The sequence below is a fragment of the Sphingomonas faeni genome (assembly GCF_030817315.1).
Taxonomy (GTDB): domain Bacteria; phylum Pseudomonadota; class Alphaproteobacteria; order Sphingomonadales; family Sphingomonadaceae; genus Sphingomonas; species Sphingomonas faeni_C.
Map to the genome: position 1 here is coordinate 1017877 of NZ_JAUSZF010000001.1, position 23651 is coordinate 1041527.

At 65.4% G+C, this 23651-nt stretch carries 18 protein-coding genes; 8 read left to right on the top strand and 10 right to left on the bottom strand.

The window, feature by feature from the left end:
- Positions 1–2: 2 nt before the first annotated feature.
- Both QFZ54_RS04755 and QFZ54_RS04760 read right to left on the bottom strand, forming a co-directional pair.
- Complete coding sequence (locus QFZ54_RS04755) at positions 3–800, bottom strand: 2-keto-4-pentenoate hydratase (RefSeq protein WP_307084905.1); 798 nt, start codon at positions 798–800, stop codon at positions 3–5.
- A gap of 97 nt (positions 801–897) precedes the next feature.
- Positions 898–2376 carry a UxaA family hydrolase gene (locus QFZ54_RS04760; protein WP_307084907.1) on the bottom strand — a complete coding sequence of 493 codons (1479 nt, stop codon included), beginning with the start codon at positions 2374–2376 and terminating at the stop codon, positions 898–900.
- 93 nt (positions 2377–2469) lie between these two features.
- Between QFZ54_RS04760 and QFZ54_RS04765 the strand changes: the two genes are divergently transcribed.
- The 6 genes from QFZ54_RS04765 to QFZ54_RS04790 all read left to right on the top strand — a co-directional run bounded on the left by QFZ54_RS04765 (position 2470) and on the right by QFZ54_RS04790 (position 8350).
- On the top strand, positions 2470–3507 hold the full coding sequence (locus QFZ54_RS04765) for a LacI family DNA-binding transcriptional regulator (protein WP_307084909.1): 1038 nt from the start codon (positions 2470–2472) through the stop codon (positions 3505–3507).
- A 13-nt stretch (positions 3508–3520) separates the two neighbouring features.
- On the top strand, positions 3521–3940 hold the full coding sequence (locus QFZ54_RS04770) for a hypothetical protein (RefSeq protein WP_307084911.1): 420 nt from the start codon (positions 3521–3523) through the stop codon (positions 3938–3940).
- A gap of 12 nt (positions 3941–3952) precedes the next feature.
- On the top strand, positions 3953–4795 hold the full coding sequence (gene kduI / locus QFZ54_RS04775; RefSeq protein ID WP_307084913.1) for a 5-dehydro-4-deoxy-D-glucuronate isomerase: 843 nt from the start codon (positions 3953–3955) through the stop codon (positions 4793–4795).
- A gap of 115 nt (positions 4796–4910) precedes the next feature.
- A complete protein-coding gene (gene kduD / locus QFZ54_RS04780; protein WP_307084915.1) occupies positions 4911–5666 on the top strand; it encodes a 2-dehydro-3-deoxy-D-gluconate 5-dehydrogenase KduD in 756 nt (251 codons plus the stop codon).
- A 130-nt stretch (positions 5667–5796) separates the two neighbouring features.
- A complete protein-coding gene (locus tag QFZ54_RS04785; protein ID WP_307084917.1) occupies positions 5797–6804 on the top strand; it encodes a sugar kinase in 1008 nt (335 codons plus the stop codon).
- Positions 6791–8350 (top strand): carboxylesterase/lipase family protein, encoded by a 1560-nt coding sequence (locus QFZ54_RS04790; RefSeq protein ID WP_307089269.1) that lies wholly within the window; start codon positions 6791–6793, stop codon positions 8348–8350. Before QFZ54_RS04785 ends, QFZ54_RS04790 begins: the two co-directional genes overlap by 14 nt.
- A gap of 1 nt (position 8351) precedes the next feature.
- Here the strand turns inward: QFZ54_RS04790 and QFZ54_RS04795 are convergent, their stop codons facing one another.
- Positions 8352–8738, bottom strand: coding sequence for a cupin domain-containing protein (locus QFZ54_RS04795; RefSeq protein WP_307089271.1), 387 nt, complete (start codon positions 8736–8738; stop codon positions 8352–8354).
- 302 nt (positions 8739–9040) lie between these two features.
- Between QFZ54_RS04795 and QFZ54_RS04800 the strand changes: the two genes are divergently transcribed.
- Positions 9041–12079 (top strand): TonB-dependent receptor, encoded by a 3039-nt coding sequence (locus tag QFZ54_RS04800; protein WP_307084920.1) that lies wholly within the window; start codon positions 9041–9043, stop codon positions 12077–12079.
- Between the two features lie 76 nt (positions 12080–12155).
- Complete coding sequence (locus QFZ54_RS04805) at positions 12156–13148, top strand: alpha/beta hydrolase (RefSeq protein ID WP_307084921.1); 993 nt, start codon at positions 12156–12158, stop codon at positions 13146–13148.
- A 17-nt stretch (positions 13149–13165) separates the two neighbouring features.
- On the opposite strand, the gene QFZ54_RS04810 is transcribed toward QFZ54_RS04805, so the two are convergent.
- From QFZ54_RS04810 to QFZ54_RS04840, 7 genes are all read right to left on the bottom strand, one after another.
- On the bottom strand, positions 13166–14779 hold the full coding sequence (locus tag QFZ54_RS04810) for a family 43 glycosylhydrolase (RefSeq protein ID WP_307084923.1): 1614 nt from the start codon (positions 14777–14779) through the stop codon (positions 13166–13168).
- A gap of 183 nt (positions 14780–14962) precedes the next feature.
- The gene (locus QFZ54_RS04815) at positions 14963–16831 is read right to left on the bottom strand and encodes a M1 family aminopeptidase (RefSeq protein ID WP_307084927.1); all 1869 of its coding nucleotides are present in this window, start codon (positions 16829–16831) and stop codon (positions 14963–14965) included.
- On the bottom strand, positions 16728–18554 hold the full coding sequence (locus QFZ54_RS04820; RefSeq protein ID WP_307084929.1) for an ABC transporter permease: 1827 nt from the start codon (positions 18552–18554) through the stop codon (positions 16728–16730). The genes QFZ54_RS04815 and QFZ54_RS04820 overlap by 104 nt, the downstream gene beginning before the upstream one ends.
- 5 nt (positions 18555–18559) lie before the next feature.
- Positions 18560–19483: an ABC transporter ATP-binding protein gene (locus tag QFZ54_RS04825; protein ID WP_307084931.1), complete on the bottom strand. Its 924-nt coding sequence runs from the start codon at positions 19481–19483 to the stop codon at positions 18560–18562.
- Between the two features lie 202 nt (positions 19484–19685).
- Positions 19686–21002, bottom strand: a complete 1317-nt coding sequence (locus QFZ54_RS04830) for a cell wall hydrolase (RefSeq protein WP_307084933.1) — start codon at positions 21000–21002, stop codon at positions 19686–19688.
- Entirely contained in the window at positions 20999–21919 is a 921-nt protein-coding gene (gene cysK / locus QFZ54_RS04835) for a cysteine synthase A (RefSeq protein ID WP_307084935.1), read from the bottom strand. Before cysK ends, QFZ54_RS04830 begins: the two co-directional genes overlap by 4 nt.
- Positions 21916–23268 carry an MFS transporter gene (locus QFZ54_RS04840; RefSeq protein WP_307084938.1) on the bottom strand — a complete coding sequence of 451 codons (1353 nt, stop codon included), beginning with the start codon at positions 23266–23268 and terminating at the stop codon, positions 21916–21918. Before QFZ54_RS04840 ends, cysK begins: the two co-directional genes overlap by 4 nt.
- Positions 23269–23651: the final 383 nt, after the last annotated feature.

Sequence of the window (23651 nt, forward strand, 5' to 3'; positions counted from 1 at the left end):
CTCTAGCGGGCCTTGATGGTGCAATGGACGGCGAACCGTCCGTCAAAGCGCGCCTCGACCCGGTCGCCGATCCCGACCGGATGAACGCCGGTAACCGCGCCGGTCGATACCCATTGTCCCGGCGACAATGCGATACCGCGCATCGCCATGTGTTCGAGCAGATAGCGGACCGCGCCGAATGGTCCGTCGAGCATCGTCGCACTCGTCGCGGCGCCGATCAAGGCGTCGTTGATCCACAGTTCGACCGGCCAGTCGTTGATGTCACCCTCGCGCCAGCCCTCGGCATCCGCCCCGACTACCAGCCCATTGTTGTTGCCGAAATCGGACACGGTGACGGTCGGTCCCAGTGCGTTGATACCGGGAAAGGGGGAACTCGCGATCTCGATCCCGACATGCACCGCGTCGACCATCGCGCGCGCCTCATCCGCGGTGTAGCGGGTCTTGGAGAGGTCGGGCGCGGTGCCGATCCTGAGCAGGAACTCGGCCTCGGCGGCCGCAAATCCATGCGCAAAGACCGGCATCGCGACCGGGTCTGCGCTCGCCGTCACGACCTGATCGACGAAGATAGGGCCCGTCAGGCGGTCGACGCCATCGAGGGGCGGATTGATCCGGCCCACCTTCCAGCCTGCGACGACACCCTCAGCAAGCAGCAACGCAGCATCCTGAACTGCATAGCCGTCGGCGAGCGTGACCGGCACGTCGCCGGGAAATTCGGGAACGGTGCCGCCTTCGCGGCGCGCCTCGACGAAGGTTCTGGCGATCCGTGTCGTGTTGTCGGTCGTGTCGGGCAGTGCCGCCAAGAACCCCTCCTGTCATGTCGTTCTATTTTTTCGAAGCGTATGGGAAACCGGTGTCATTGACAAGCGGGTATGCGCAGATCGGTTGAAAACGATTGGCTTATAGCGTTACGCCTCGCTTCCAGATCGCGATCTCGCGTTCGCCGTTTCGCTCCGCGGCGGTTTCGGCCCCCGACGCGATGTCAGTGATACGCGCCAGTAGCGCGTCCTCAGTCGCCGCGAACCCGTCTTCCAGCACTGCGCCTGCGTCGAAATCAATCCAGCCGGGCTTGCGCATGGCGAGGTCGGTGTTCGACGCGATCTTGATCGTCGGTACGGGAAAACCGAGCGGGGTGCCTCGGCCCGTGGTGAACAGGATTGCGGTCGCGCCCGCCGCCGCCAGTGCGGTCGAGGAAACCGCGTCGTTGCCCGGCGCTTCCAGCAACGTGAGCCCATCCATCCGGATTCGCGCGCCATAGTCGATCACGTCGGCAACCGGCGCACGGCCAGCCTTCTGCACCGCGCCGAGCGACTTTTCTTCCAACGTGGTGATGCCCCCGGCGACGTTGCCGGGTGACGGGTTCTCCGACACCGTTTCGCCGTGATGGAGGAAGTAGCGTTTGAAATCGTTGACGACCTCGACGATCCGCTCGAACACGGGCTCGCTCACCGCGCGGTTCATCAGCATCTGTTCGGCACCGAAGATTTCAGGGATTTCCGTCACAAGCACCCGGCCACCCGCCGAAATGACGCGGTCGCTCATCCGGCCGACCAACGGGTTGGCGGTCAGCCCGGACAGGCCGTCAGACCCGCCGCACTTTACTCCCAGCACGAGCTTATCGAGACCGACCGGCTGGCGTTCCGCCTTCGCCAGCGCGGCGAGTTCGGCGACCAGTGCGCAGCCTTCCGCGATCTCGTCGCCGCTGGCCTGCGTCGTCAACGTGCGGATCATCGCGCGGCGCGACTCCGGGATCGCTGCGAGCAACGCCTTGATCTGGTTCTCTTCGCAGCCGAGCCCGACGATCAGCACGCCGCCAGCATTGGAGTGGCATGCGAGGCTCGCCATGATCGTCCGCGTGCCCTCCAGGTCCTGGCCGAGCTGCGAACAGCCATGGGGGTGGGTGAAAGCGTGGACGCCCTCGACCGTATCGCCGATCAGCGCGGCGGCCTTGGTCGCGATATGCTCGGCCGTGCGCGCGACGCAACCTACCGTCGACAATATCCAGATCTCGTTGCGCGTACCGACGCTGCCGTCGGCGCGAACATAACCCTGAAACGTCGCAGCGGATACGCGCAGGGCCGACGCGGTATCGACCGGATCGAACCGATAGGCGAGGGTGCCTTCCAGGCCGGTCTTGAGGTTGTGCGAATGGACGTGCGCGCCCGGCATGATCGCCTGCGTTGCGTGGCCAATCGGAAAGCCGTATTTGAGCACCGGATCACCGGCTGCGATCGGTGCGAGCGCAACCTTGTGTCCGCGACCGATATCGGCGGCCAGCGCAATCTCGGTATCGCCGACGTTGACGACATCGCCGGCCGATGCATCGGCGAGCAGTGTCGCCACGCCGTCGCGCGGATCGACCCTCAAAGCTTTGGCCATCGCACCCTCTCGTATCGGTAACCGGTGTCAGCATTATGCGGCGGCTGTCGCTTTTCCGCAAGACGGCTCGCTCGGGTCTGCTATGTCTGCGTAATGCAGAAGACCGGTCAGCCGACGATCAACGATGTGGCCCGGATCGCCGGGGTTTCCAAGAAGACGGTGAGCCGGGTGATCAACCGGTCGCCGCTGCTCAACGACGATACGCGCAAGCGGGTCGAGGACGTGATCGGCGAGCTCGGCTATATTCCAAATCCGCAGGCGCGTGCGCTGGCGCTCCGCCGCAATTTCCTGATCGGGCTCGTTCACGACAATCCCAATGCGCAGACCGTCCTGAACGTGCAGCAGGGCATGCTCGAGGCGTTGCACGGGACCGAGTTCGAAATGGTCGTGCGGCCGCTCGATCGCGGATCCGCGACGATGCTCGACGACCTGCGACATTTCCTGGAACGGCAGCGGCTGTTCGGGGTGCTGCTGATGCCGCCCGTCAGCGAGAATGATTCCGTCGCCAAACTCTGCGACTCGATCGGCTGTCGCTACGTCCGGATGGGTTCGGCCGTGATCGACGATACCGAGCATATGGTCGCGTCGAACGACCGCGAGGCGGTGCGGGCGGCGACCGAGTATCTTATCGAGCAGGGGCACCGTCGGATCGGTCTGGTGGCGGGACCGCACGGGTTCCGGTCGGCGCGTGAGCGGCGTCTGGGGTTTGAGGACGCCTTGGCCGCCGCCGGGATCGCCTTGCCCCGCAGCATGATCGCGGATGGGAACTACACGTTCGAATCGGGGCTGGTCGCGGCGGAGCGGTTGCTCGACGTGATGCCGCGGCCGACCGCCATCTTCTCGTCCAACGACGAAATGGCGGCGGGCATCATCCACGCCGCGCGGCAACGCGGGCTCGAGATTCCGCGCGACCTGTCGATCATCGGCTTCGACGATACGCCGATCGCCGCGCATGTCTGGCCCCCACTCACCACGGTCCGCTGGCCGATCGCGTCGATGGCGCGCTCGGCCGCGTTGAAGTTGATCGCCGGTGCCGACGATGGCAGCGGTCTGGTCGAGGAGCCGTCGTTGTTCCTCTCGACGCTGATCCGCCGCGCCTCGGTCTCGTCGCCGGCCGACATCGAGACTTGAAAATCCGAATGGATTGACGGTTGCGTGGCTTGCTGACACCGGTTACCAGATCGCCCAGGATCGCGCGAAGCGGCAAGGAGGATGGATGATGGCAAAGGCTCTGGAACTGCATCCGGACCACCTTTCCCCGGCGGAACAGGCAACGTCTGCGAGCGTACGGCCACGGTTCGCCGAGGTGGCCGCGTTGCCGACCATCGGCTCGCATAGCCATGCCGATCCGACCGTGTTTGCGGACGATGCGAACTTTACCAAGGTGACCTCGCTGCTGCCCGTGCGCGACAACTATCGAGTGCTCGAAGGCCAGGATGTCTTCGGCCGTGAAGCACCGTCTCGCGACTGGGAAGCCCCCGAGTTGGCGCACGAACCCCTAAAGAACCTCGTTCGCCGAGCCTATCGGATCGATGAACCTTTTTCCGTCGCGCAAGCGGCCTGACCGGAGTCCCTTATGTACGATCGCACCTACTACGCCACGCATCCCGACATGATGGAGTGTGTTTCCAACGACGAACTGCGCGACCGCTATTTGATCCAGGACCTGTTCCGCGACGGCGAGTGCGTGCTGAACTACACGCATGCTGAACGCTTCGTCATCGGCGGTGTCGCGGTCGCCAGCGGTAGCGTCAAGCTGCCCGACCAGGCCGAGCCGGCATCGGCGGCGGGTCACCCGTTCCTCGAACGTCGCGAGCTCGCGGTCGTCAACGTCGGCAAGGTCGGCGGCACCGTAACGGTCGACGGCGAGACGTTCACGCTCGGCAACAAGGACTGCCTGTACGTCGCGATGGGCGCGAAGGACGTGCAGTTCTCCGGCGATGGTGCACGCTTCTATCTGGCGTCGTGCCCGGCGCACAAGGCGTTCACGACCCGCGTGATCTCGGTCGGCGATGCCACCACGCTGGAGCGCGGCAGCCTCGAGGAGTCGAACGAGCGGACGATCTACCAGATGGTTATCCCCGGCATCTGCGACAGTGCGCAGCTCGTCATGGGGCTGACCGTGCTCAAGCCCGGCTCGGTCTGGAACACGATGCCGCCGCACATCCATGAGCGTCGCAGCGAAATCTATTTCTACTTCGAGCTCGACGATCTCGAGAAGGACCGCGTGTTCCACTACATGGGCGAAGGCGAAGCGACCCGCCACATCGTCATGGCGAACGAGGAGGCGGTGATCAGCCCGCCCTGGTCGATCCACATGGGTTCGGGGACGAAGGCGTATGCGTTCATCTGGGCGATGGCCGGTGAGAACCAGGATTATACCGACATGAACGTCCTGGATATCTGCCAGCTGGCGTAAATCTTCTCCCCTCCCGTCAACGGGAGGGGTCGGGGGAGGGGCGTGCCGCAAGCGTCGGTCCGCGTTTCCCCTCCCCTAGCCCCTCCCGCAAGCGGAAGGGGAACAGCGAGGACCTATGACAAACCCCTTCGACCTGACCGGCAAGGTCGCCATCGTCACCGGCGCGAACACCGGCATCGGCCAAGCCATCGCGGTCGCGCTAGCCACGGCGGGCGCCGACGTCGCCTGCGTCGGCCGCACCCCCGCCGAGGATACCGTTGCACAGATCCGCGCACGCGGGCGCAAGGCGGAGATCGTGTCCGCCGACTTATCGACGATCGAACCGGTGCAGCGCGTCGTCGACGAGACGGTGGCAAAGCTCGGCGGTCTCGACATCCTGATCAACAACGCCGGCATCATCCGTCGCGCCGACGCGGTCGACTTTACCGAAGCCGACTGGGATGCGGTGATAGACACGAACCTGAAGTCCGTGTTCTTCCTGTGCCAGGTAGCCGGCCGGCATATGATCGCAAACGGTGGCGGCAAGATCGTCAACATCGCCTCGATGCTGACGTTCCAGGGCGGCATCCGCGTGCCGAGCTATACGGCGTCGAAGTCGGGCATCGGCGGCCTGACCAAGCTGCTGGCGAACGAGTGGGCGAGCAAAGGCGTCAACGTCAACGCGATCGCACCCGGTTATATCGCGACCAACAACACGGCCGCCCTACAGGCGGACGAGACCCGCAACCGCTCGATCCTCGACCGCATTCCGGCAGGGAAATGGGGCGATGCGAGCGATCTTGGCGGCGCGGCGGTCTTCCTGTCGTCGGCGGCTGCAAACTATGTTCAGGGGCATATCCTGGCCGTCGACGGCGGCTGGCTGGCACGATGACTCGGCATAGGGCGACCGCGCTAGGCTGACGAGGGGGGGCTTCCGCGAGCGTATTCGTCGTGGCACGCCCATTCCACCCTGCACTAGGCGGCGGTCCCCAGGGCGGGGTGGAACGAGATGAAGGGGCGATATGGCTAAGTTTCTGGCGTTCGGCGAAATCATGCTGCGGCTTTCGCCACCGGGGCGCGAACTGCTGTTGCAGACGCCGAAGTTCGACGTGTGGGTCGCCGGCGCGGAAGCGAACGTCGTCACGCAGCTCGCCCGGCTGGGGCACGACGTCGGCATGGCGACGATGGTGCCCGACAACGACCTCGGTCGTGCAGCCATCACGACGCTCCGCGGGCACGGTGTCGAAACGTCGACCGTGACCCTCGGGGGCGAGCGGATGGGACTGTATTTCGTAACGTCCGGCGCCGGGCTCCGCGCCACCGAGGTGATCTACGATCGCGCCTGGTCGTCGTTCGCCGAAGCGCCGTCGAGCGCCTGGGACTGGGATGCGCTGCTTGCGGGGGCCGACCGCTTCCACCTTTCCGGCATTACGCCCGCACTCGGCCCAGTGCCGGCGGAAAGCGCTCTTGCGGCCGTCGAGGCGGCCACGCAGCGCGGCATTCCCGTCTCGTTCGACGGCAACTGGCGCGGCAAACTGTGGGAGCGCTGGGACTCCAACCCGCGCGCGATCCTGACCCAACTCGTCGCCCATGCCGACCTGATGTTCGGCAACCACCGCGACATCGCGCTCCTGCTCGGTCAAGATTTCTCCAGCGACGCAGAAGACCGGCGGCGCGAGGCGGCCGAGGCGGCGTTCGAGGCGTTCCCGCGGCTGCAGACGATCGCGTCGACCGCCCGCCACGTCGAGCACGTCGATCTCCACCGCCTGTCCGCGCGGATCGACACGCGAGAAACGCATGTCCAGACCGACGAGGTCGTGCTTGCCGGGATCGTCGACCGGATCGGCGGCGGCGATGCATTCGCGGCTGGCGTGCTCCACGGACTGCGCTCGGGCGAAGACCTTGGAGAGGTAGCGCGGATCGGCCTTGCGCTGGCCGCGCTGAAGCATTCGCTGCCCGGCGATGCAAGCCTGTTCCGACAGGCCGATATCGATGCGTATCTCGCAGGCGGGCTCGATGTCCGCCGCTGACGGCTGGACGCGACGTGGCACGATCGGGGGCGCCGCGGCGCTGATGCTCGCGGGGCATGCGCGTGCGGCTGCTTCGTCGACCGTCCGCGCGCCGGCGGGCGATTTCATCGGCGTGCCGGACCGGGGCGTCACCGCATTCAAGGGCATCCGCTATGGCCGGGCCGATCGCTTCCGTGCACCGGTGCGGGTGGCGATGCCGGGCGAGATACGGCCGGCGCAGGCGTTCGGCCCGGTATGTCCGCAGTCCGGCCCATATACGCCACAGTCAGAGGACTGCCTGTTCCTCAACGTGTGGACCGCGGAGGCCGATCGCCGCGCGAAAAAGCCGGTGATGGTCTATATCCACGGCGGCGCCTATTCGAACGGCAGCGTCACCGATCCGCAAAATGACGGTCAGGCGTTGGCGGCGCGCGGCGATGTCGTGGTCGTGACGGTCAACCACCGGCTCAATGCGCTGGGCTATCTGTACCTCGCGCGGCTCGATCCCCGGTTTCCCGACAGCGGCAATGCAGGGCAGCTCGACCTGATCCTCGCATTGCAATGGGTGCGCGACAACATCGCGGCGTTCGGCGGCGATCCGTCTCGGGTCATGGTGTTAGGCCAGTCGGGCGGCGGTGCGAAGATCGCTACGATGATGGGGATGCCCGCCGCCGCCGGCCTGTTCCACCGGGCGGCGACGATGAGCGGGCAGCAGGTTACGGCATCGGGCCCGCTCAACGCCACCGCGCGGACGCGCGCGTATCTGGCGAAGCTGGGCGTGGTCGAGACCGACCTTGCGCCGTTACTGAAGATGCCGGTCGAGAAACTGGTCGAGGCGTTGTCCGCGAGCGATCCGATCATGGGCGGCGGCGTGTATTTTGGTCCCGTGTTTGACATGACTTGGCTGACGCGGCATCCATTCTGGCCCGACGCGAACCCACTCGGCAACCGCATCCCGATGATGCTGGGCAACACCCACGATGAAACGCGTGGCTTCCTCGCCCCGGACTCGACGAAGGTGAGGGGGCTCGACTGGAGCAACCTCGCCGCGCGCATGGCGCCCGAGCTCAAGATTGACATCCTGCCCGAATGGGTCGTGGCGCAGTACCGAGCACGCTATCCGGACTGGACGCCGACCGCCGTCTTCTATGCTGCGACCACCGCCGGGCGGAGCTGGCGCGGGCAAGTGATCGAGGCGGAGGCACGCGCCGATGCAGGGGCGCCCGCCTGGGTCTATCAAGTGGATTTCGGGTCACGGACGGACCCGCGGCGCGGCGCGTTCCATACGATGGATATCCCACTAGTGTTCGGGACGCTCGACGCCACCGGGTCGCAGACCGGCACGGCAGCGGACGCCCGCGCCGCCTCGAAGGCGATGCAAGACAGTTTCGTCGCGTTCGCGATCTTGGGTGATCCCAACCACGCGGGAACACCGGCATGGCCGCGGTACGATCGTGCCAAGCGCGCGACAATGATCTTCGACGCCCGCTCCAGGCTGGAGAACGATCCGCGCCGGTGGGAGCGCGAACTGTTCGCCCGCGTACCGTATATCCAGCCAGGGACCTGATTCAGCGCGGGATTGGATAGGCGACGATCAGCACAAGCGGCTCGCTGCCGGTCTGGCGGATACCGACCGTCTCGCCGTCGAACAGATAGGCCGCTACGCCAGTCCGTACCGGTCGCGTCACGCCACCGGACGAGACTGAGCCGGTGCCGGAGATCACATAATATACTTCGTCGTGCGCGATGCGGTGTAGGCCGATCGCGCTGCCCGGGTACAAGATGCGCTTGCGGAACTCCATCGTCCGCCCAGGTACGCCGTCGCTGATACGGTAGGCGGTGCTGGAGCCGATCGCGCCGTGGGGAGGGGGCTCCGGGCGTACCGTATTGGCCTCGTCGACGACGACCATCGGTCGCGATCCGGGCTGCTGCGCGAGGCTCGCCGCGGGGATCATCGTCGCGACTGCGAGTGCGGTGATAGTGGTTCGTTTCATCGATGCATCTCCTGCTTCATGCGATGTGCGACGCGGTATGTTGACACGCCAAAGATCATACGACATTGGTGTGACACCGGTTACCTAGGCAGACAAGGGACTGGGGGAAGGACCAGCAAGAGCTGGCCTTTCGGGAGAGGATCGGGTGCCGCCGTGACATTTTACGGGTCCAACTCTTCGAACAATCAGGTCGGTGGTGCAGCGACGAGGTGTCGGCTGCGCAACCGGTGTCATCGGCAACGGCCGAATGGGGAGTGGATGCAATGGAAGTTCAAGCAACGGTTGCGACTCGACGGATGAGCTGGCTCGGTAGCGTCTCGGCGGGCAGTCTGGTTCTAGCGCTCGCCGTACCTTCGATCGCGTCGGCACAGGCCGCCCAGATCCCGAACACGACGACGCCCGGCACACCGGCGCAGGTCGATCCTTCGCCCGCGCAGACTGCGGTCGTGCCGCAGGGGGGGGCGAGCGATCCGGCCGCGACGACCGCACCGCAGGCTGCGCCCGACGCGGTCCCCGCGGATGGTCAGACCGCCGAGATCATCGTCACCGGTTTCCGCAAGTCGCTCGACGCCGCGCTCAACGTGAAGCGTCAGTCAGTGTCCTCGGTCGACGCGATCGTCGCGGAGGACATCGCCAAGTTCCCCGATCAGAACCTCGCCGAGTCGCTCCAGCGTATTCCCGGCATCTCGATTCAGCGCGACGCGGGCGAGGGGCGGGCGATCACGGTTCGTGGTCTCGGCGCACAATATACGCGCGTGCGCGTGAATGGTCTGGAGACGGTGGCGACGTCGACCGACGGCGCCAGTTCCAACCGCGATCGCGCGTTCGATTTCAACGTGTTCGCATCCGAACTCTTCAATTCAATCGTCGTCCACAAGACTGCGGAGGCTTCGCTCGACGAAGGGTCGCTGGGCGCGGTGGTCGATCTGAACACCGGCAATCCACTCGGCGGCAAGACCGGCTTCACGCTCGTCGGCTCCGCGCAGGCGAGCTATAACGACCTCAGCAAGAATTTCGGACCGAGACTCGCCGGCCTGCTCTCGTGGAAGTCGGCCGACGGCACGTTCGGCGTCGCACTGTCGGGCGCGTACACGAAGACCAACAATTTCGAGCTCGGCAACAACAGCGTGCGCTGGGCGCAGGGCGTCTTCGATTCGGTGAACGGCACCCGTTGCTTCACCCAGCCGAACCGGGGCGGCAGCTACACCAACCAGGCGGTGTGCGACCAGGCGGGGCTCGCGTTCCACCCGCGTATCCCCCGCTATGGCTCGGTGCGGCACGACCGCGAACGGCTTGGCCTGACCGGCAGCGTCCAGTGGGCGCCGACGGAGTCGACCAAGATCTCGATCGACGGGCTGTATTCGCGCTTCAAGGAGACCCGCGAGGAGGAATGGGGAGAAGTGCTGCTTCGCTCGAACGAACGCTCGATCGACATCAGCAACTTCACGATCGACGGCAACAACAATCTCGTGAAGGCGACGCTCAACGACGCCTGGGTCCGCACCGAGCATTATTTGCGCAAGTCGAAGACCGAATTTTATCAGCTGGGCGGCAGCTGGGATCAGGACGTGACGGACACGTTCCGCTTCACGCTGCTCGGCGGCTTCTCAAAATCGGATGCGACGATCCCGGTCGAGACGACCTTCGTGTTCGACGATCGCGACGCGCAGGGGTATAGCTATGACTATACCAACATGAAGCGCCCGACGCTGACCTTCGGGACCAGCGTTACCGATCCGGCCAACTTCCAGCTGGCCGAAATTCGCGATCGGCCGTCGGAAACGGTCAACACCTTCCGGACCGGCCAGTTGCGCACCGAATGGGACGTCGCCGAAGGGTTCCAGATCAAGGCCGGTGCGATGTATCGTCGCTTCTCGTTCGATACCAAGGGCTTCTCGCGCGATGCGGTGGTCTGCCCCAATGCCGGCGGCAAGGACGTCGTGCTGGGCACGCTCACCTGTTCGCCGAACACGCTGTTCGGCCCGACCGCGATCTACGGTTTCCCGGCCGGCAATCTCGGCGAGACCTTCAACCTGGGCAAGGCCGGACAGCCGTCGGGAACGACCACCAGTTTCCTGGTGCCGAACATCGACGCGTCGGCTGCGTATACGGGGCTGTACGGCCGGACGCCGACCGTGCTGGTCGGTGACACCCGCAGCGTGATCGAGGAAGTCACCGGTGGTTACGCGCAGTTCGACGTGAAGGGCGACATCCTCGGCCTGAACTACGCGGCTAACGCGGGCATGCGCTATGCCCATACCAGCCAGAAATCGACCGGCATCTCGTCGGCGGTCGTCGGCGGCGTCACCATCAACACGCCCGCAACAGTGGGTCGCAGCTACGACGACTGGCTCCCGGCGATCAACGTCGCGCTATTCCCGACCGAAAAGATCATCCTGCGCGGCGCGATCTCCAAGGTGCTGACGCGGCCGAGCCTGGGCAGCCTGACGCCGGGCGGTTCGGTCGACGGCTTCAATTACCGCGTGACGTTCGGCAATCCGCAACTCAAGCCGTTCCGCGCGACCGCGCTCGATCTCGCCGCCGAATGGTATTTCGCGCCGCAGTCGATCTTCTCGGTCGCGGTGTTCAAGAAGCTGATCGAGAGCTTCCCCGTCACGCAGCCACGCAGCGGCACCTTCGCCTCGACCGGCCTGCCGCTCTCGGTGATCCCCGCCAGCTCGCCCGCCGCGCTCAACCCGGAGGCGCAGGAATGGCAGATCAACGCGCCCATCAACGGCGAGGGCGCTTCGCTGAAGGGCATGGAAATCTCGCTCCAGTCGAGCTTCCGCTTCCTGCCCGGCTTCCTGAAGAACTTCGGCTTCCTGGCGAACGCGACGTTCGTCGACTCGAAGGCCGACTATACACAGGGCGGTCCGGCGACCACGGTATCGCGCGCGACGTTCAACCCCGTGACCGGTGTCGTGATCTCGCCCGGCGGCGTGCTCGGCGCGTTGCCCGCCACCACGCGTACCGCGACGCTCTACGGCCTGTCGAAGCGCGCGTATAACGGTACGCTCTATTACGAAGACAAGAAGTTCAGCGCACGTGGTTCGGTAAGCTATCGCAGTCCGTACATCGATGGCAGCTCGGCAACGGGCAATCTGTTCGAGGGGTACAATTCGACGCTCAACGTCGATGCCTCGTTCCGTTACAAATTGACGCCGATCGTCGAGGTGTCGCTCGAGGGGACCAATCTGACCGACAATTATCGCAGCCGGTACACCGATCTCGACACCAACCGGAACTACGAGAATAATCACTTCGGCCGCACCTTCCTCGTAGGCGCACGCTTCAAGATGTAGGTGCGACGGACATAGTCTCCCCTCTCCTCGGGCGCATTCCTCACGGAGTGCGCCTTTCTTTTATGGACCGAAGCGTATGATCGATCGTCGGAGTGCAATCCTGGGCACGTTGGCCGCGGGCCTTTCGGCCAGCGCGGCTGCACAGACACCGCCGCCTGCACGTGTCGGTAGCCGCCTGCCGAGACTGCCGGACCCTACCGAAACGATCGACCTCTGGCCGGCGGGCGCACCCGGCGCGCCGCCGAAATTACCGGTCGAGGTGGTGGTGGATCGGGCCACGGATGCTGCTGTGACCGACCGCGCCGTCCAAGGCATCGCCCGTCCGCGGATGGTCGTGTTCCGCCCGGCCAAGCCCAACGGGTCGGCGATGCTGGTGATGCCGGGCGGTGGCTATGTCCGGATCGTAGTCGACCGCGAGGGATATGAGATTGCCCGCTGGCTCGCGGACCGTGGCTGGACGGTGTTCGTGCTGTTCTACCGCTTGCCCGGCGATGGTTGGGCGGCGGGGCCAAACGTCGCCCTGTCGGATGCGCAGCGTGCCATCCGTTTGATCCGCGCCCGCGCCGACAAATACGGAATCAAGCCGGAACGCGTGGCCGCAATGGGGTTTTCGGCGGGCGGTCACGTCTGCGGCGACCTCGCGACCCGGTTCGCGGAGGATACCTACACACCGGTCGATGCCGCCGACCGAGGCAACGCTCGGCCCGATGCCGCCGCGTTGATGTATGCGGTGCAGTCGATGGCCTTGCCGCTCGCGCATCCCGGATCGCGCACGCTGCTGCTCGGGCCGTCGCCGACGCCGGCTCTGGAGTACGCACATTCGACCGCCTCGAACGTGACGGCGGCGACGCCACCGTGCTTCCTTCTCCATGCCGAAAACGACCGCACCGTTCCGGTCGACAATACGCTAGCGTTTCGAGCGGCGGCGATAAAGGCCGGCGTCGCGGTCGAAACGCACCTGTTCGCGACCGGGGGACACGGCTTCGGCATGAGCAGGGCGGTCGGCAAGCCGGTGGCGCTATGGCCGACGCTGTTCGCGGAATGGTCGCACACCCAAGGCTTTGGCTGAAGCACCTCCAACTGCGATCAGAGCGCCTGGTACCGGAAGTCGCGAAAGCGTGCCTCCCCGCTGCCGGCGGAATACAGGCCGGGCCGCAGCATGAGGAACCCGCCGCGGACATTGTGGTGATAGCCCGACACCTCCATGCCGCGATCGAAGCGTTGCCAGCTCTTGCCCGCATCGCCGCTGGTATGGATCGCGACGATGTGGCGCGTGTTCGTGATACGGATCCGCATGCGGCGCCCGTGCGGATTGGCCGGACGCCCGCGCTCGGCGCCATATTGATGCGTGACGAACCGGTGTTCGTCGAAGCCCAGCCCGCAATACAGCTTGTCGTCGTAGAACAGCACGAGCCCTGCGGTACCGCCGGGCGCGATCTCGACATCGCATTCGAACCGATAGGCTTGGTCGCCCGCGATCAGCATCAAGGGCGACGAATCGACGGGGGCCGTGCCGATGGCCTTCAGGATCAACGCGCCGCCTTCGGTTCGCGCCCGGTCGCGTTCGGTCGAGCTTGGCCGAAAGAAATTCCACTTGCTGCCGAGTTGCAGCGTGCGAAAATCGTCCGAAAGCGGCTGGCCGTGGGGGAGAGCCGCGCCGCCCCGCGGTTTGGGCAAGGGCTTCGACAGATCGCCGCCGGTCATCGCGAACCAGCCGTCCGCGGTCCAACGGATCGGATCGAGCAACGCCTGCCTTCCGAGCGTCCAATATCCGTTCTCGAAGCCGTGATAGATCGACCACCAGCTACCGTCCGGTGCTTCGACGAGACTGGCATGACCGCGCGACCACCATTTCTCGTCCGTGCTGACGGTTCGCACCACGGGGTTGGCGGGGTCGTTCGTCCAGGGGCCGTGGATCGAGCGGGAGCGTGCGACGATCACCATGTGCCCGGTCGGTGGCCCCGCGGTGCCGCCGACCGCGGTGATCGTGTAGAACCAGCCGCCGTGGCGGGTGATCTTCGGCCCCTCGGGACTGAAGCCTTCGACGTCCCACGTGTCGGGATAGCGCCACGGATCATAGACATGCTCGACCTTGCCGACCGTCGACAAGCCGTCTGCGGCGAGGCGGATGCGGTCGCCGCCCGACAGGAACAGCCAGCGCGATCCGTCCTCGCCGACCGCGTGGCAGGGATCGATATGGGCGGGCAGCCCGAGGTCGATCGGATCGGACCAGGGGCCATCGATATGATCGGCCCAGATGACGTGGATCGCGTTCGGCTTGGCCTTGACCGGTATGTACAGAAAGTACCGACCGTCGTGCTTCTCCAGACTGACCGCCCAGACCGAGCCGATATTCTTGGTCAGCGCGGCCTTGCGCGGCTGCCAGTTGACCAGGTCGCGGCTGTGCCAGATCGTCAGCCCCGGATAGGAATCGAAACTGGAGAAGGTCATGTAATAGTCCGCGCCGTCCTTCAGGATGGCGGGATCGGGGTGGTCCCCGGCGATCAGCGGATTGAGGAAACGGCCGTCGCCGAGGTCGGCCACGCGCTGCCCCTCGAAACCACGCCGCCAGTCGCCATCGGATCGCGGCGCGCTGACGTCGGGCCCGAGCGGTTCTGCGGCCAAGGGCGACGAAAGAGGCAGCGCCACCGCCCCGCTCGCCAACGCCAGTCCAAGGGTCTCCCGGCGATTATAGGCCATGCGCATCTCCTCTTTTCATCCGCAGCGTTCGTCGCGCTGTCGAGTTAGCCTGCCACGCGATACTCACTGGATGGTCGTCGAACCATCGACACGTTGCGCGCCGATATACGACGTCACCAATTCACCGGCGGACGTCCGGTAGGAATAGGCCGGAAAGCAAAATATTGCGACAGGCATACTTCCTTACCGCGACGTAACGGCCACGACATTGTCGTCGCCGTTACGATCCACGTACATGTTGTACGGATCGACCCCGGCAAAGGCCGGCTTCTTCCGTGTCACGATGCGGACGGTCTGTACGCCCGAGACGATCGGCCGACGTTCCTTCGAGATCACGTCCTTCGCTGCGAAGCTGCCGAGGCCGGGACGCTGGTCGAACACGCCGACGTCGATCGTGTCGGCCAGCGGCGCGGGCTTCTCGACGCCGGTGCCGTTCGCATAGGCCTTCGCGGCATCGATCGTCAGTATCGTCTCGAAACTGCCGTCGGGCAGCGTGCGCGTTGCCGCACCGGTCGTCTTCAGGTCGTACACCGTGATACGATCGAGCAGGTCGAGCACGAGCTGTCGTTCCGCAGGCGTGCGGGCCAGCGACAGGAAGCCGTCGACCAGATCGAGCGAGCGCGGGAAGGGCCTTCCCTTGAAGCGATAGCGCGCAAGCAGACCGCGCAGCATGGCGTTGACGCGCGCCTCGCCCAGACGGTCCTGCAGCAGGTACATGACCAGCGAACCCTTGCGGTAGTGGATGTACCCTTGGTTCTCGACCCGATCGAGCGGCATTTCCTCCACCACGTCGCCGCCGCGCGACCGCAGGTAGCTGTCGAGTTCGTACTTCAGGAAGCGGCGGATCTTGTCGTCGCCATATTGGTGCTTCATCACCATCAGCGCGGAATATTGCGCCATGGTCTCGACCAGCATCGTCCCGCCCTGCATGTCGGCGCCGACCAATTGGTGGCCCCAATATTGATGCCCCAGCTCGTGCGCGGTGACATAGCTGACATAGTCGATCTTGTCGGGATCACGCGTGTCCGCGACGAAGCCGATGCGCTCCGAATAGGGGATCGTTCCCGCGAACGCCTGAGCATAACTCGCATAGCCCGGGAATTCGAGGATGCGCGCATAGTCGAACTGATAGGGGCCGAAATTGGCGCGGTAATAGGCGAGCGAGCGCTGCATCGCGTCGAGCATCCGATCGACGTTGAACGCATGTTGTGGGTCGTAGAACACCGTCAGCACCGTGCCGTCGACGGTCCGCGAGCGTTCGGCATAGGCTGCGGACTGAACCGAGAAGAAGGCGAGGATCGGCGCCATCGATACGAATCTGGCGGTCCGGCGTCCGTCCGTCGTCGTGTCCGCGACCTTGCGGCCCGGCGCCACGGGGACTTGGCCGGCAACCGTCGAGACGGTGATGTCGGACCGGACCCACGGCGCGTCGTTGATCAGGTTGCGCGCCTGCGCCGAACGGTCCTCCAGCTTAGCGGGGCGGAGTTCGGGCGTGAGACCGTATTTCCGGCGCTTCGCCCGGTCCTGCAACATGCCGTTCCGGTCCATGCCGAACTGCGGGGCGAACTCGCTATTCTGCAGGAAGCTGCCGTTGCCGACCACGCGGGTATCGTCGTTGTTGGCGACCAGCCCACGCTGCCACCGAGTCGCCTCGAACGTCATCGTACCACGTGCGCCGGGCGCGAGCGGCGTCGCGAACCGGTAGATGCGGTATTGCATGTCGCCGTCGTCCATCACCAGCCGAGCGCCGGGAATGACGACTTTGCCCAGTCGCGTCTGGTCGTTCATCAGGCGGACGTGCAGGTCGGACAACGGCGCGCCGGTATCGTTGACGAAGACATAGGTGCCGCTCGCCTGCATCCGACGCTGGTCGGGGTAGAGCGCGACGTTCAGGCGCATGTCGATGACCGACGGCTGCTTGAGCACGGCGTATTCGAGATACTTCTTCTCATACGCAGCCAGCCGCGCCTCGCCGTCCTGCGTGGTGCGATAGCGGTTGATGACGTTCATGTCGTGATACAGATACGCACCGCTTGCCGCCGTCGCGATCAACGCACTGGCCAGCACGACGCCAGGCGCCCCGAGCAACCGGCGGGGAACCTGCGCGAGACGGACCCTCAGCCGCGTCTCCGTACCGCGCCGCCAGAGCAGGTGCGCGAAGACGCACAATGCAAGCGCGACCGAGCCCCAATACAACCTCAGCCACCATGCGCGGGGGCCGCCGACCTGCGCGCCGTTCATGTCCGACAGCTGGACCGTCCCGGTGCTGCCATATTGATACAACGGGTGTTCGAAGCCCATGTTGGTCAACGTGATCGTGCCGACGAGATAGACGACCATGATCGCCCAGCCGATGTATTTTGTTGGGACTGAGCGCCTGGACGAACACCGCGAGGATCGCCAGGATCGCCGCGTCGACCGTCATCGGCAGCACCCACCAGGCGAGATAATGGCCAAGCGCGAGATCGGTCTGCCCGCGTGCGAGCTGGACGACGCACGCGGTCAGCGCCGCCATCACCGCGGTCGCGAACAGCACACCGGTGATCGCCAGCACCTTGGGCACCAGATATGCCCAGTTCGGCAGCGAGGTAGCATCGACGATCTCGTGCATGCCCCGTTCGCGGTCGCGCCAGACGAGCTCACCCGAATAATAGATCGCGATGATCAGCGGGATGATGCTGAATGTCCCCTCCAGCGTGGCGATCACCGCGAACGTCAGCTGGCGGATCGGCGCACCGAACATCTCGTTGGCGAACAGCATGCCGCCCAGCGTGTTGAACAGGCCGATCAACAGCAGCACGACGAACGCGGGGCTGCGGAACACCAGCGCCATCTCGAACCGGCATCGCGCGATCATCCGCGTCCAGTTCGCCTCGTTCGATCTGGCAGCGGGCAGGCTCTCGACGATCAGCGGCGCGGTCGCCGCCAGCTTCGTGGTGGCACGCTGCTGCTTGCGCAATCGGCGCTTGGACACGCCCCGCTCGGTAAATGAGAAGCGCGCATAGGCGACGGCCATCGCCATCAGCCCGACACCGATCGTGATCACGCGGTTCCACATCAGGACGCCGGTAAAGGCCGGCATCCCTGCATTGGCCTCGCTCGCGGTCCAGTACCGCGTCGTGCCGATGAATGCGCTAATTCCGAACAGCTCGAAATAGCTGCCTGTCAGCTGCCATTCCGGCTTGGCGCGCAGGATCGAGGTCATCGCCAGGTACAGCATCAGGAATACGACGACGCCGAGATAGGAATACATCATCGACCGCGTCATCGTCGCCACCGCAAAGAAGATCGCCGAGGTCAGGAAGACGTTGGGCAGCGCAAGAAAAAAATAGGCGTAGGCGAAGTCGTGCAGCCGGTTCGGCCCCAGCGTCTCGTGATCGACCCACGGCATCAGCGATCCGAGCCAGATCGCCAGCGGGATCGCGGCGAACGCCAGCGCCGCCGCCGCGAACGCGCCGAGAAACCGCGCCATCAGATAGTCGAACTTCCCGACTCGGGTCGATCGGACCATCGGCCCGAACCCGCTCTCGTCGTCGCGCACGATCACGTTGGCGACGAACGCCGTCGTCACGAACATGAAGAAGATCGACATGATCTGGTGAACTTGCGCGACCGCCACCGGCGCATTCTTGTGGATGTTGGCGCCGCTGCCGATCTTGATCTGGTCGATCGTCATCGACCCGAAGGTCAGCAGGAAGAACAGGATCGCGACGGTCCAGAAGACCGGGTTGCGGAGTTGATAGCGGAGCTCGAAGCGGGCGATCTGGCCGAACATGGCGCTCAGGCCGCGACGGTGGAGGAGGGGGCGGCGGAGGGGGCGTCTGCCGCCGGCACGCGCCGCGACCGAGCGAGCGTCGAGAAATACACGTCTTCGAGGCCGCCACGTGCGGCAGTGAAGCCGTCGCCGGGATCCTCGGGCGACAGGATATGGATGATCGTCCGACCGGCAAACAACCGCGTCGAGATCACCTCGTAGCGCGATCGGCTTTCGTCGAGTTCCTCGCGTCCGATCGTCTTGGCCCAGACGTTGCCGCGGGTCCGGTCGATCAGGTCGAGCGGCGCACCCTCGAGCTGGATCCGTCCCGCCGCCAATACGGCCATGCGCGGGCACAGGTCGGCGACGTCCTCGACGATATGCGTCGACAAAATTACCACGACGTTCTCGCCGATCTCCGCCAGCAGGTTGAGGAACCGGTTGCGCTCCTCCGGATCGAGCCCCGCGGTCGGCTCATCGACGATGATCAGCGCGGGGTTGCCGATCAGCGCCTGCGCGATGCCGAAGCGCTGGCGCATGCCGCCCGAAAAGCCCGCGATCGCCTTCTTGCGGACGCTCCAGAGATTGGTCTGGTTGAGCAGCGTCTCGACCGTTTCCTTGCGCTCGCGTGCCGAGGCGATGCCCTTCAGCACCGCCATGTGATCGAGCATGTCATAGGCAGAAACGCGCGGGTACCCGCCGAAATCCTGCGGCAGGTAGCCGAGCGTCTCGCGCAATGCCTCCGGGTTCGCGATCACGTCGATGTCCCCGAACCGAATCGTCCCGGCGGTCGGCGTCTGCAACGTGGCGATGGTGCGCATCAGCGTCGACTTGCCCGCGCCGTTGGGCCCGAGCAGGCCGAACATCCCGTTGGGCACACTCAGCGTCACATCGTCGAGCGCTCGCGTTCCGTTGGCATACACATGCGAGACATTGGTCAGTTCGAGCATTGTTGATCCCCCGTAGCCGCACCAAGCTATCAGGTGTGTTGCCGATGTAAAGCAGCGAATCGCGCCGGGCGCTTCGGTACCGCAGACTGTCCCAGCGGCATCCCAGCCGTGAAATCGAACCGGGATCAAGGCTTCGGCGACACGGCCCCCAAGGCGACTTGCAGGCTACTCGCTTTGCGCCTGGCACGAACAGTTCAGCGTCTTATTTGGCGCCGGCACCGCTCGGCGTAGACGAAGCCGGAAGAGGTAGCGCCACAGCCGGCTTTCTCCGTACGCCGTTCAACTCGATCGTTGCCGCAGTCGAGCCCGACCCCGCAACGGCAGACGGCGGCACGGCGGTCATCGTTGCCTGTACCCGCATGCACTGCGCGGGGTCCGCGCGCTTGAACTGGCGGCAGTTCCAGAGCGACTTCTCGTACCCACTCGCCCGATCGCGCAGGTAGCTGAAGCTCAGCGCCGCGGTCTGGGCCGAGTCGAGGGGAAGCGATGGTGTCGCCTTCGTGCCGTCGGCCCAGGCCATGTAGCGGCAGAACGGCTTGTCGCCGCACGCCTGCTCCGCGAGCGTCGTAAGGCCATCGGCCGCCTGGTTGCGCGGCAGGGTCACGAGCAGCGTATCCGCGTCGATCGGGGCCGTGGCAGGCTTGGACGCCGTCTCGGTCGCAGCACCGAACCCCATCGCGATCGAGGCCTCCGCCAAGGCCGCATCGGCCTCTGCGAGCGCGACACCGGTCTTGTGCGCGTCGGACAGCGCCGCGAGTTGCGCGATTACCGGCTCGACGGTTTCCGGGTGACGCCCGAACGCAGGCGGCGTGCCCCACCAGCCGGACCAGCGGAAGAACAAATGCGTATTGACCGCGGTGATCTTGTCGAGGCTCGACTGCCAATACGGCACGACCCAATCGGTATGGTAATGCGTGGCATAGCCGACCTGTTTGAACACCGCACCTGACAGTGAAGCCGCGGCGACTTCGCGCGCCCGCCGCCAAGCATCGTCGGTCGGATGCCAGCGCGTGATCGCGCCGTCGCAGCTGAAGCTGAACTGGCAGCCGGTCGAGCGGTCCTGCCCCTCGAACACCACCCCGCATACGGTCTTGGGAAAGGCGGGATGGCGCAGCCGATTGAGCACGACCTGCGCGACCGCACGTTCGCCGAGCGTGTCGTCACCGGCCTCGTACAGAATGCCGGCCGCCATGCAGTCGGTCGCGCGTGCCAGATCCTGTGCGCCGCCGGCAAAGCGGAACGGGCGCGCCGCGGGGTTGGGATTGGTTGAGAAGGGCACGGTCGCGTTGAACGCGCGTGCTTCTTCAGGGCTGAGATCGACGAACTTCATCGGCTCGACCTCGGGCACTTCGGCTTGCGGCACGACTCGGCCGGCGGGCAGGGCCACCCGCTTCGAGTGCTGAACGATCACGGGTGCGTTGGCGACGACCAGCGCAGGCCCGACGATCGCCAACGCGGACACGCCGACGAGAACGGCGCGCAGCACCCGGGTGCCGCGCGCGGAGAGGTCGGTCGTCACTGTTCGGGCAGGAAGTCCGGGACCGACAGATAGCGCTCGCCGGTGTCGTAGTTGAACCCGAGAACCCGAACGTTGTCAGGGAGATCGGGCAGCTTCTGGAGAATCGCTGCGAGCGTCGCCCCCGAGCTGATGCCGACCAGCATGCCCTCTTCGGTCGCCGAGCGACGCGCCATGTCCTTCGCCACCGCGGCATCGACCTCGATCACGCCGTCGAGCGCCTGGGTATGCAGGTTCACTGGGATGAAGCCTGCGCCGATGCCCTGGATCGGGTGAGGCCCGGGCTGGCCACCGGCGATCACCGGCGATGCGGCAGGCTCCACCGCGTAGACCTTGAGCGACGGCCATTCCTTCTTCAGCGCTTCGGCGACGCCGGTGATATGGCCGCCGGTGCCCACGCCGGTGATGATCACGTCGATCGGCGTATCGCGGAAGTCGGCAAGAATTTCTTGCGCCGTCGTCGCCACATGCACGGCGATGTTCGCAGGGTTCTCGAACTGCTGTGGCATCCACGAGCCGGGCGTCTGCTCGACCAGTTCCTTGGCACGCTCGATCGCGCCCTTCATGCCTTTCTCGCGTGGGGTCAGGTCGAAGGTCGCACCATAGGCCAGCATCAAGCGGCGGCGTTCGATCGACATGCTCTCGGGCATGACGAGGACGATCTTGTAGCCCTTCACCGCGGCGACGAGCGCGAGGCCGATGCCGGTGTTGCCGCTGGTCGGCTCGATGATCGTGCCGCCGGGCTGGAGGTGGCCGTCCTTCTCAGCCGCCTCGACCATCGCGAGCGCGATGCGGTCCTTGATCGAGCCGCCGGGGTTCGACCGCTCGGATTTCACCCAAACTTCGGATTCGGGGAACAGCTTCGACAGGCGGACGTGCGGCGTGTTGCCGATCGTGTCGAGGATCGAGTTGGCCTTCATGGCTTGGCTTCTCCGTGCTGAGGTTCGGTCTCTAGGATCTCTGGGGGATCAAAGGTTTTCGCGCGGCCTAGTTCCGGGAACAGTCGCGCCCAGCCGATCGTGATCGCAATAGCACCGACGCCGCCGAACACCACTGCGCCAACCGGGCCCAGCAGCGACGCCATCACCCCGCTCTCGAATTCGCCGAGTTCGTTCGATGCCGAAATAGTCAACTGCGACACAGCGCTGACGCGGCCGCGCATCGCATCCGGCGTGTGGAGCTGGATCAGCGACTGGCGGACATAGACCGAGATCATGTCTGCGCCGCCTGCGACGATCAGCGCGACGAGGCTGAGGACGAAGGCGGGCTGGACGGGGATGCCGGCGATGGTGCCAGGCGCGATGCCAAGCAGGGTCACAATCGGTGTGGCGACCCCGAAGGTGAGGATCGCAAGGCCGAACACGACGACTGCGATCAACATCTTCACGCCGACGTTGGTGCTCATCGGCCGGAACGAGAACCAGATCGCCGTGACCGCCGCGCCGATTCCCATGCCGGCCGCGAGCACGCCGAGTCCCTGTGAGCCGACGTGGAGGATGTCGCGCGAATAGACCGGCAGCAGCGATGTCGCGCCCGCGAGCAGCACCGCGAACAGGTCCAGCGTGATTGTCGCGAGGACGAGGCGGTTGCGGCGGACATAGGTGAAGCCCTCGATGATCCGCGCGAGGGGGCGGTGATCGGTCTGCGAGACGGGCTGCGGGACCGGACCGATCAGGAACATGAAGAAGAGGGCGACGACGAAGAGGATCGTTGCGACGCCATACGCGACCTCCGGATGGATCGCGTACAGGAGGCCGCCGACGCTGGGGCCTGCGATGGTGCCGACCTGCCACGCGATCGAGCTGATCGCGATCGCGGTCGGGAGGACGGCGCGGGGGACGAGGTTCGGGGCCAATGCGGAGTATGCCGGACCAGAAAAAGCACGCGCCACACCGAACGCAACCGCGGCCACGAACAGCACGCCAAGCGTGAGGTGACCGGTCCAGGTCAGCAACCAGAGCGTGGCGGCCGTAAGCACCAGCAGCGCGGTCGTCCCGCGGACGATCCATCGCCGGTCGAAGCTGTCTGCGACGAGCCCGGTAATCGGGGTCAGCAGGAACAGCGGCACGAACTGCGCGAATCCGATCATCCCAAGCATGAACGCCGCCTGCCGGATGTCCATCGTCTCGCGGGCGATATTGTAGACCTGCCACCCGATCACGATCGACATCGCGCTGACCGCGATCGTGCCGGTGAAGCGGGAGAGCCAATAGGCGCGGAAATTGGCGATCCGTAGGGGATGCTGGTGGGGGTCTGTCGTGGGAGCCATTTGCGGTGGGCTTTAGGCTTGGGCGCGAGGGGAGGGCAACCGGAGCTTTGCTTGGGGTTGGGATAGCGGCTCAGTCTGACAAAGCGTCTTTCCCGCGAAGGCGGGGACCCAGACTAGGCTCCCGCCTCCGCGGGAGAACAAGGAAGCGGGGGGCGCCTTGCGTGGGCAGGCATGCGTCTGCCACCACTTCTCCGTCACATCACCACCACCCCGGCGAAGGCCGGGGCCCAATTGGGGGACGTCGCCAACTGGATGATGCGCATCGTTACTGCAACCTCACCAATTGGGCCCCGGCCTTCGCCGGGGTGGTTTGCTGATGGGGGAGGGCTCGCGCGACCTATCGAACGCCCATCCCAAGCCCCCAAAACCAACATACCCCAGAC

Bases quoted from the DNA above. Each gene is read 5' to 3' on its own strand.
- QFZ54_RS04760 (WP_307084907.1), bottom strand. From the start codon at position 2,376: ATGGCCAAAGCTTTGAGGGTCGATCCGCGCGACGGCGTGGCGACACTG.
- QFZ54_RS04765 (WP_307084909.1), top strand. From the start codon at position 2,470: ATGCAGAAGACCGGTCAGCCGACGATCAACGATGTGGCCCGGATCGCC.
- kduI (WP_307084913.1), top strand. From the start codon at position 3,953: ATGTACGATCGCACCTACTACGCCACGCATCCCGACATGATGGAGTGT.
- kduD (WP_307084915.1), top strand. From the start codon at position 4,911: ATGACAAACCCCTTCGACCTGACCGGCAAGGTCGCCATCGTCACCGGC.
- QFZ54_RS04785 (WP_307084917.1), top strand. From the start codon at position 5,797: ATGGCTAAGTTTCTGGCGTTCGGCGAAATCATGCTGCGGCTTTCGCCA.
- QFZ54_RS04790 (WP_307089269.1), top strand. From the start codon at position 6,791: ATGTCCGCCGCTGACGGCTGGACGCGACGTGGCACGATCGGGGGCGCC.
- QFZ54_RS04795 (WP_307089271.1), bottom strand. From the start codon at position 8,738: ATGATCCCCGCGGCGAGCCTCGCGCAGCAGCCCGGATCGCGACCGATG.
- QFZ54_RS04800 (WP_307084920.1), top strand. From the start codon at position 9,041: ATGGAAGTTCAAGCAACGGTTGCGACTCGACGGATGAGCTGGCTCGGT.
- QFZ54_RS04805 (WP_307084921.1), top strand. From the start codon at position 12,156: ATGATCGATCGTCGGAGTGCAATCCTGGGCACGTTGGCCGCGGGCCTT.
- QFZ54_RS04810 (WP_307084923.1), bottom strand. From the start codon at position 14,779: ATGGCCTATAATCGCCGGGAGACCCTTGGACTGGCGTTGGCGAGCGGG.
- QFZ54_RS04820 (WP_307084929.1), bottom strand. From the start codon at position 18,554: ATGTTCGGCCAGATCGCCCGCTTCGAGCTCCGCTATCAACTCCGCAAC.
- QFZ54_RS04825 (WP_307084931.1), bottom strand. From the start codon at position 19,483: ATGCTCGAACTGACCAATGTCTCGCATGTGTATGCCAACGGAACGCGA.
- cysK (WP_307084935.1), bottom strand. From the start codon at position 21,919: ATGAAGGCCAACTCGATCCTCGACACGATCGGCAACACGCCGCACGTC.
- QFZ54_RS04840 (WP_307084938.1), bottom strand. From the start codon at position 23,268: ATGGCTCCCACGACAGACCCCCACCAGCATCCCCTACGGATCGCCAAT.